At 71.3% G+C, this 7,357-nt stretch carries 8 protein-coding genes and 1 pseudogene; 8 read left to right on the top strand and 1 reads right to left on the bottom strand.

Translation table 11 applies throughout. The features are described 5' to 3' along the window. Positions 1-150 precede the first annotated feature (150 nt). From ABT116_RS37370 to ABT116_RS37345, 6 genes are all read left to right on the top strand, one after another. A complete protein-coding gene (locus ABT116_RS37370; protein ID WP_351643518.1) occupies positions 151-273 on the top strand; it encodes a hypothetical protein in 123 nt (40 codons plus the stop codon). Positions 274-391: 118 nt separating this feature from the next. Further along, the gene (locus tag ABT116_RS37365) at positions 392-982 is read left to right on the top strand and encodes a winged helix-turn-helix domain-containing protein (protein ID WP_351643515.1); all 591 of its coding nucleotides are present in this window, start codon (positions 392-394) and stop codon (positions 980-982) included. An 85-nt stretch (positions 983-1,067) separates the two neighbouring features. Then, a complete protein-coding gene (locus tag ABT116_RS37360) occupies positions 1,068-2,078 on the top strand; it encodes an SDR family oxidoreductase (protein ID WP_351643512.1) in 1,011 nt (336 codons plus the stop codon). A 96-nt stretch (positions 2,079-2,174) separates the two neighbouring features. Further along, positions 2,175-3,434 (top strand): sensor histidine kinase, encoded by a 1,260-nt coding sequence (locus ABT116_RS37355; RefSeq protein ID WP_351643510.1) that lies wholly within the window; start codon positions 2,175-2,177, stop codon positions 3,432-3,434. Further along, positions 3,425-4,078 carry a LuxR C-terminal-related transcriptional regulator gene (locus tag ABT116_RS37350; protein WP_351643508.1) on the top strand — a complete coding sequence of 218 codons (654 nt, stop codon included), beginning with the start codon at positions 3,425-3,427 and terminating at the stop codon, positions 4,076-4,078. Before ABT116_RS37355 ends, ABT116_RS37350 begins: the two co-directional genes overlap by 10 nt. Before the next feature lie 203 nt (positions 4,079-4,281). Further along, on the top strand, positions 4,282-5,841 hold the full coding sequence (locus tag ABT116_RS37345) for a DUF1996 domain-containing protein (protein WP_351643504.1): 1,560 nt from the start codon (positions 4,282-4,284) through the stop codon (positions 5,839-5,841). A gap of 76 nt (positions 5,842-5,917) precedes the next feature. Here the strand turns inward: ABT116_RS37345 and ABT116_RS37340 are convergent, their stop codons facing one another. After that, positions 5,918-6,370: a hypothetical protein gene (locus ABT116_RS37340; RefSeq protein WP_351643502.1), complete on the bottom strand. Its 453-nt coding sequence runs from the start codon at positions 6,368-6,370 to the stop codon at positions 5,918-5,920. Between the two features lie 162 nt (positions 6,371-6,532). Here ABT116_RS37340 and ABT116_RS37335 point away from each other — a divergent pair, with 162 nt between their 5' ends. After that, positions 6,533-7,060 (top strand): tetratricopeptide repeat protein, encoded by a 528-nt coding sequence (locus tag ABT116_RS37335; RefSeq protein WP_351643499.1) that lies wholly within the window; start codon positions 6,533-6,535, stop codon positions 7,058-7,060. Between the two features lie 48 nt (positions 7,061-7,108). Next, positions 7,109-7,357: pseudogene (locus tag ABT116_RS37330) on the top strand (hypothetical protein); the annotation flags it as partial.

Here is a 7,357-nt window from a genome sequence, read left to right as displayed (position 1 = left end):
AGGGCGTCCGACGGCGTGTACTCCACGCCTACCGCCTGCGCGATGTCCCGTCCGTGGACGACGAGTTCGAGCACGCCCATCGCGGCGAAGCCGGCTCCAAGCAGTGAGAGGAGGGTCCCGGTGGGGGATCAGCTCTGCTTCAATGGGGTCATGGCCAGCTACCGGAAGTGCATCGTGACGGGTCGTCATGACCTCGAGCCCTTCTGGCCGTCCCGCCAGGACCACGACTTCGACCGGGTGTGTTGCCGCGCGATGAACGCGCCGGCCCTCTAAAGCCGTACACCCCGGCCTTCGGCCAGCGCGCACCGCGTACGTCCCTCGGCGAGCCCGACCACGAATCGCGGCCGTCGACCTCCCCGACGAACTCCTCGCGCGAAAGAGCTGACCTCTCATGGCGACCACTCGTTCCCTGTCCACCGCCGCCCCTCTCACCACCCCCGCTCCGCACGGCCCCCGGCATCGGCTGCGTGCCGTCGACCGGGACGAGGTGGTCACGGTCGCGGACCTGCTGCCGCCGGGTGCCACCTGGCTGCCGGCACCGCAGCACACCCTGCCCACGCTGCCGGGGCAGCCGCCGATGATCGGCTACCTGGTGCTCGTCCCGGCCGACCAGCAGCCGCCGTTCCCGGTGGCTGTGCCCGACCTGCCGCAGGCCGCCGGCCCGGAGCCCGTCGCCGAGCCGGGCGGCGAGCCGGTGATCCGGATCGACACCGTGCAGCGCACCGCCCGGGTGGCCGGGCAGCCGCTGGACCTCACCTACCTGGAGTTCGAGCTGCTGGCACATCTGGTGGCGCACCCGGGCCGGGTGCACACGCGCGACCAGCTGGTCGGCACGGTGTGGGGCTACGGACACGTCGGTGACGGCCGCACGGTCGACGTCCACATCGCCCGCCTGCGCCGCAAGCTGGGCGTGGAGCACCGCGACACGATCCGCACGGTGCGCCGCGTGGGCTACAAGTACGTGCCCCCGACGGGACATTGACGCGCGCGGGCGACCACAGTGCTCCATCTCTGCTGACAGCAGATCCCCGTTCCGTCGCCTCACCCGACCGGGCAGAGTCACCGGCATGAGGCTTCTGATGCTGGGTGGCACGGAGTTCGTCGGGCGGGCCGTCGTGGAGGCGGCGCTGGGGCGGGGCTGGGAGGTGACCGTCTTCCACCGGGGCCGGCACGAGGCCCCGCCGGGCGTCCGGTCGCTGCTCGGTGACCGGACCGCGCCCGGCGGTCTGGCCGCCCTGGCCGACGACCCGGGCGAGTGGGACGCCGTCGTGGACACCTGGTCGGCGGCGCCCCGCGCGGTGCTGGACACGGCGCGGCTGCTGCGGGGCCGCGCCGGCCGGTACGTGTACGTGTCGAGCTGCTCGGTGTACGCGTGGGCCCCGCCCGCCGGGTACGACGAGGACGCGCCCCTGGTGGAGGGTGCGTCGGCCGGCGCGGAGCAGACCGACTACGCCCGGGACAAGCAGGGCGGCGAGCTGGCCGCCGTCGAGTCCTTCGGCGCGGACCGCTCGCTGCTCGTCCGGGCCGGGCTGCTCCTCGGTCCGTACGAGAACGTCGGCCGTCTCCCGTGGTGGCTGACCCGGATGGCCCGCGGCGGCCCGGTCCTGGCGCCCGGCCCGCGGGACCTCCCCCTGCAGTACGTCGACGTCCGAGACCTGTCGGAGTGGATCCTCGGCGCGGTGGAGCGGGAGCTGAGCGGGCCGTACAACCTGATGAGTCCGCAGGGGCACGCCACGATGGGGACGTTCCTCGACGCGTGCGCACGGGTCACGGGCGGTGCGGCCGAACTCCGCTGGACCGAGCCCGGGGTGATCCTGGAGGCCGGCATCGAGCCGTGGACCCAGTTGCCGGTGTGGGTGCCGCCGGGCAGCGACCTGCACGACGCCCTGCACAGCGCGGACGTCTCCCGGGCGGTCGGGACCGGCCTGGTCTGCCGGCCCGTCGAGGAGACCGTGGCCGACACCTGGAACTGGCTGTGCGGCATCGGCGGTGTCGCACCCCAGCGCCCGGACCGGACGCGCAAGGGCCTCGACCCGGAGGTGGAGGCGAAGGTGCTCGCGGCCGGAACCGGCGCGTGAACACGGCGCGTTCGCCCCTCAGGTGTACGTAGCACCACCCCCGGACCGGGTGTCCGGCCCCGTGACCGGGCACGTCCGCTCGGCGAGACTGACGCCATGACCATGGACACGAAGAACGGCAGCGGGCGGACGACAGGGCGGGGCATCGGGCTCGCGGCGGTGCGGGGGCTCGCGCTGGCCCTCGTATCCCTGCCGGGGGCGGTGCTGTGCTTCTGCCTGTCCCTGGTCTCGATCGCGCTCATCCCCATCGGGGTCGGGATCGTCACCACGCCGTACGTGCTGACCGGGGTGCGGGCGTTCGCCAACGCGCGGCGGGTGCTCGCGGCGGAGTGGGGCGGGGTGCGGATCCCCCCGGCGTACCGGCCGCTGCCGAAGGACGCCAACCCCTGGGCGCGCACCTTCGGGATGCTGCGCGACCCGGCGACCTGGCGGGATCTGCGGTGGCTGCCGGTCGACATGACCGCGGGGTTCGTCACCGCGCTGCTGCCGGCGGTGCTGCTGCTCTACCCGCTGGAGGGGTTCGCGCTCGCGCTCGGGCTGTGGCGGGTCTTCCCGGACGGCTACTGGTACGGGTTCTTGCCGGTCACCGGGCAGGCGTCCGCGTTCGGTGCGGCGGCCCTGGGTCTGGTACTGCTGTTCCTCGCGCACTTCTGGACCCCCCGTCTGCTGGGCGCCCACTTCCGGCTCACCCGGGCCGTGCTCGGCGGCAACCAGGGCGAACTGGCCGAGCGGGTGCGGGTGCTGACCGAGACGCGGCGCGACGCCGTCGACGCCTCCGCGGCCGAACTGCGCCGCATCGAGCGGGACCTGCACGACGGAGCGCAGGCCCGGCTGGTCGCGGTCGGCATGGACCTCGGCACCATCGAGGCGCTCCTCGACAAGGACCCGGAGCAGGCGAAGAAGCTGATCGCGCAGACCCGCAAGTCCTCGGTCGAGGCCCTGACCGAGCTGCGCGAGCTGGTGCGCGGCATCCATCCGCCGGTCCTCGCCGAACGCGGCCTGGGCGACGCCGTGCGGGCGCTGGCGCTGCGGCTCCCGGTGGCCACCGAGGTGAGCGTGGATCTGCCCGGGCGGGCCGAGGCGCCCGTGGAGTCGGCCGCGTACTTCGCCGTGAGCGAGGTGCTGGCCAACGCCGTGAAGCACTCGGGCGCCGACCGGATCTGGGTGGACCTGCACCGGGCGGACGGCATGCTGCGGGCGACCGTCACGGACAACGGCAAGGGCGGTGCGGTGATCGGGGCCGGTTCGGGGCTGGCCGGGGTCGAGCGGCGACTGGGTACATTCGACGGCGTCCTGGCCGTCAGCAGCCCCGCGGGCGGCCCCACCATGGTCACCGTGGAGATCCCTTGCGCGTAGTCCTGGCCGAAGACCTCTTCCTGCTGCGCGACGGACTCGTCCGGCTGCTGCAGGCGCACGGCTTCGAGATCGCGGCGGCCGTCGAGACCGGGCCCGAACTGGCCGCCGCGCTGGCCGAACTCGACCCCGACATCGCCGTGGTCGACGTACGCCTGCCGCCGACACACACCGACGAGGGTTTGCAGTGCGCGCTCGACGCCCGCAGGAAGCGGCCGGGTCTGCCGGTGCTGGTGCTCTCCCAGCACGTGGAGCAGCTGTACGCGCGCGAGCTGCTCGCCGACGGCACCGGCGGGGTCGGCTACCTGCTGAAGGACCGGGTGTTCGACGCCGAGCAGTTCGTGGACGCGGTACGGCGGGTCGCCGCCGGAGGTACGGCGATGGACCCGCAGGTCATCCAGCAGCTGCTGGCCCGCCGTTCGGGCGACGACCGGCCGCTGGCGCGGCTGACGCCCCGGGAGCGGGAGGTGCTGGAGCTGATGGCGCAGGGCCGGTCCAACGTGGCGATCGCCGGGAAGCTGGTCGTGACGGAACGGGCGATCGCCAAGCACACCGCCAACATCTTCGCCAAACTGGGGCTGGAGGTCTCGGACGACGACAACCGTCGCGTGCTGGCGGTTCTGGCGTATCTCGACCACGGCCGGTGAAACCGGACGAGCCGCTTCACCCACCGTGGACGATCCACAACTTCCGGTGCCAAAGGGGCTGTTGAAAGCACAGAGCCCTCACGAATCTCGCATCAATTTCCGGGACCTCTGAACACCTGTGGGACGCCCTCCGTATGGAAGGGAGCCGCTTCACTCCTGTCGGGCGCCTCGATGCCCCCGAAAAAGGAAGTCAGAGGAGTTCCATGGGACGCAACACAAGAAAACGCCGTACGCCGCTGGCCACCAAGGCCATTGCCGCATCGGCGGCCCTAGCGCTCGGTGGGGGCGGGCTGATCTGGGCAAACTTCTACGCCTCGGCGCACGAGGAGAACTCGGCGAACCAGACGAAGTCCGCGGGCGCACAGATCGCCACGATCCAGTGCCCGGACGTAGGTCAGAAGCTGACCGACGTGCCGGACGGTGCTCGCCAGGGGGTGGACAAGGAGCTGGCCAACCTCGACAAGCAGATCAGCGAGGCCTACACCCGTCTCGCCTCCACGCGTCAGGCCCAGGCCGGTGACGCGGGCTTCGTCAACAACGCCATCCTCGGCCCGCTGAAGTCGAAGCGCGTCGCGGTCATCGACCGGATCGGCATCAACATCCGGCGGGTGGGCGGACAGGCGCCGGGCAATCTCGAGCAGCTCGCCGAGTGCAAGGGCATGGCCGCCGAGGCCAACACCAACGACGGCCAGGCCGGGGGCGGCCAGAACAACGACGGCCAGAACAACGACGGTCAGAACAACGACGGCGGTCAGAACGACGGCGGTCAGGACCAGGGTCAGGACAACGGCGGCCAGGACAACGGGCAGGGCCAGGGCGGCAACGGCGGGCAGGCCGACAACGGGCCGGTGGCGGACGACTTCATCAACATCGAGGACGTCCAGCCCAACTCCCGCAACCTGCCGAACGGCCTCGCCGCGAACGGCGACGGCGGTTCCACGGGCACGTTCACCACGAACTGCGGCACCAACGAGAACGAGAACCGCAACTCGGACAACGTGATCGTGGCGCCGGGTGTCTCCAACGGCGCGCAGCACCAGCACGACTACGTCGGCAACCAGAGCAACAACGCCTTCGCGAGCGACGAGGACCTGGCGAACGCCGAGACGACCTGCCAGAACCAGGGCGACAAGTCCTCGTACTTCTGGCCGGTCCTGCGGATCCAGGACGGTTCGGACGACATCGACGCGGGTCAGCCGGGCGGTGGCCAGGACGGCAACGTCGGCAAGATCGTCGAGCCGGCCGAGGCGCAGCTGAAGTTCGTCGGCAACCGCACCAGCGACGTCGTCGCGATGCCGAAGGCCCTGCGCATCATCACCGGTGACGCCAAGTCCCTCACCAACGGCCTGAACAACGCCAACACCTCGTGGAGCTGCACCGGCTTCGAGGACCGCCAGGTGACGGACAAGTACCCGCTCTGCCCCGAGGGCAGCTCCGTGGTCCGGACGTCCAACTTCCAGAGCTGCTGGGACGGCCAGAACATCGACAGCGCCAACCACCGCACCCACGTCGACTTCGTCGAGGCGGACGGCAGCTGCTCGAACGGCTTCAAGGCCATCCCCCAGCTCCAGGTCCGACTGGTCTACGACGTCCAGGCGCCGCAGATCAACAACGGCCAGGTGCAGAACGCCTTCGCGGTGGACTCCTTCCCGGAGCAGCTGCACAAGGCGATCACCGACCACAACGACTTCATCAACTTCTTCGACGAGAACGTGATGAACGAGATGGTCCAGTGCATCAACAACGGCGAGGACTGCCAGTAGTCCTGGTCCGGTGACAGCCGAAAGCCGGCGGTGGAAGTTTCCACCGCCGGCTTTCGGCTTTTCCGGCCCGGGGCGATCAGCCGTGGTGGCTGCTGCCGCCGCCGTGACCGCCCTTGTTGTGGCTGCCGCCGGGGTTCATGTGCTCGGAGCCTTCCTCCATGGTCCCGCCGAGGGTGCCCTGCAGCGCCGTGACCGTCTTCTGCTGGCCCACGGCGACCCACTTGCGGCCGACCAGGTAGTAACCGCCGTAGTCCTTGGCGCTGTTCAGCCACTCGCGCTGGCCGCGGTCCGTTGAGAAGGTCGCGAGGACGTACTTCTCCTTGCCCTTCTTGCACAGCGCCTGGCGGATGGTGTCCGCGTCGGTCTGCATGTTCGGCTTGCAGTCGGCCTCGGCGGCGATGTGCTCCAGGCTGCCGCTCACTTCCTTCGGAACGGCCGCCTCGTCCTTGTCGCCGGATCCGCCGCAGCCGGCCAGCGCCAGTATCGCCACCGCGCCGCTCAGCGCGAGCATCGGTCGGGTCACCCTCATCTGTTCCTCCGGTCCTTGTCGGCACGGTCCTTGTCACGGCACGATCCGGACGCATGCCGCACCGAGCCCCGGCAAGAGGCTCTCGCCCTCGATACGGCTGCGGAGCCCGCCGTGCTCAAAATCCCGCTGCCCCGGTGTGCACTCCTGTGCGAGGGTGGTCCGGTGGATCAGGACTGGGAAGATCGTGTGGCCGCCCTGTGGGACCGTTTCGACGACTACGCCGAGACGGAGGAGGACGAGGCCCGCTTCCGCGCCGACGTCGACGCGCTCGTCGCCGAGCTGCCCGACGGCAGTCCGCTGGGCCCGTTCGAGCAGGCCTGCGCCTGGGACTCCACCGGCCACTCCGACAAGGCGGTCCCCCTGTACCGGGAGGCGCTGGCGAACGGCCTCGCCGACGTCAGCCCCTACAAGGCCCGCCGGACGAAGATCCAGCTGGCCAGCTCGCTGCGGAACACCGGCCGCGCCGAAGAGGGCGTCGCGCTGCTGACGCCCGAGCTGGTCGCCCCGTCCGACGAGCTGGACGACCCGGTACGCGCCTGCCTCGCGCTGTGCCTGTCGAGCCTCGGCCGTGACCGGGAGGCACTCGCACTGGCCCTGGGCGCCCTGGCCCCGCATCTGCCGCGCTACCAGCGGTCCATGGCGAACTACGCCCGGCTGCTCGTGGAACCCGGGGAGCACCCGGGGGCGTGACTCCCCGCGGCCAGGTGACCAACCAACGATTCGCTCGTTCTGCTGAACGTGCAGTCACAGGATGTCGCCCAGCGCCCCGCACCCTCCTCCCCCGCCGGCCCGGTCGTCGACGTCGAGCAGGCCGAGGCCGCGCTCGTCGAGCACTACCCGCGGCTCGTCCGGCTGGTCTACCTGGTGCTGCCGCCCCGGCTGGGCCGCAGCCGCCGCGTCCTGACCGCACACGCCCTCACCCAGCGGGCCCTGCCCCGCAACCGCACACCGGCCCCGGTGATCCCGGCCCAGTCCACCGGCCGGGAC

The sequence above is a fragment of the Streptomyces sp. NPDC002130 genome (assembly GCF_040296465.1).
In the GTDB taxonomy this organism is placed as follows: Bacteria; Actinomycetota; Actinomycetes; order Streptomycetales; family Streptomycetaceae; genus Streptomyces.
The sequence above is the reverse complement of the archived record's forward strand: the minus strand, read 5'-3'. Positions and strand labels throughout refer to the sequence as shown.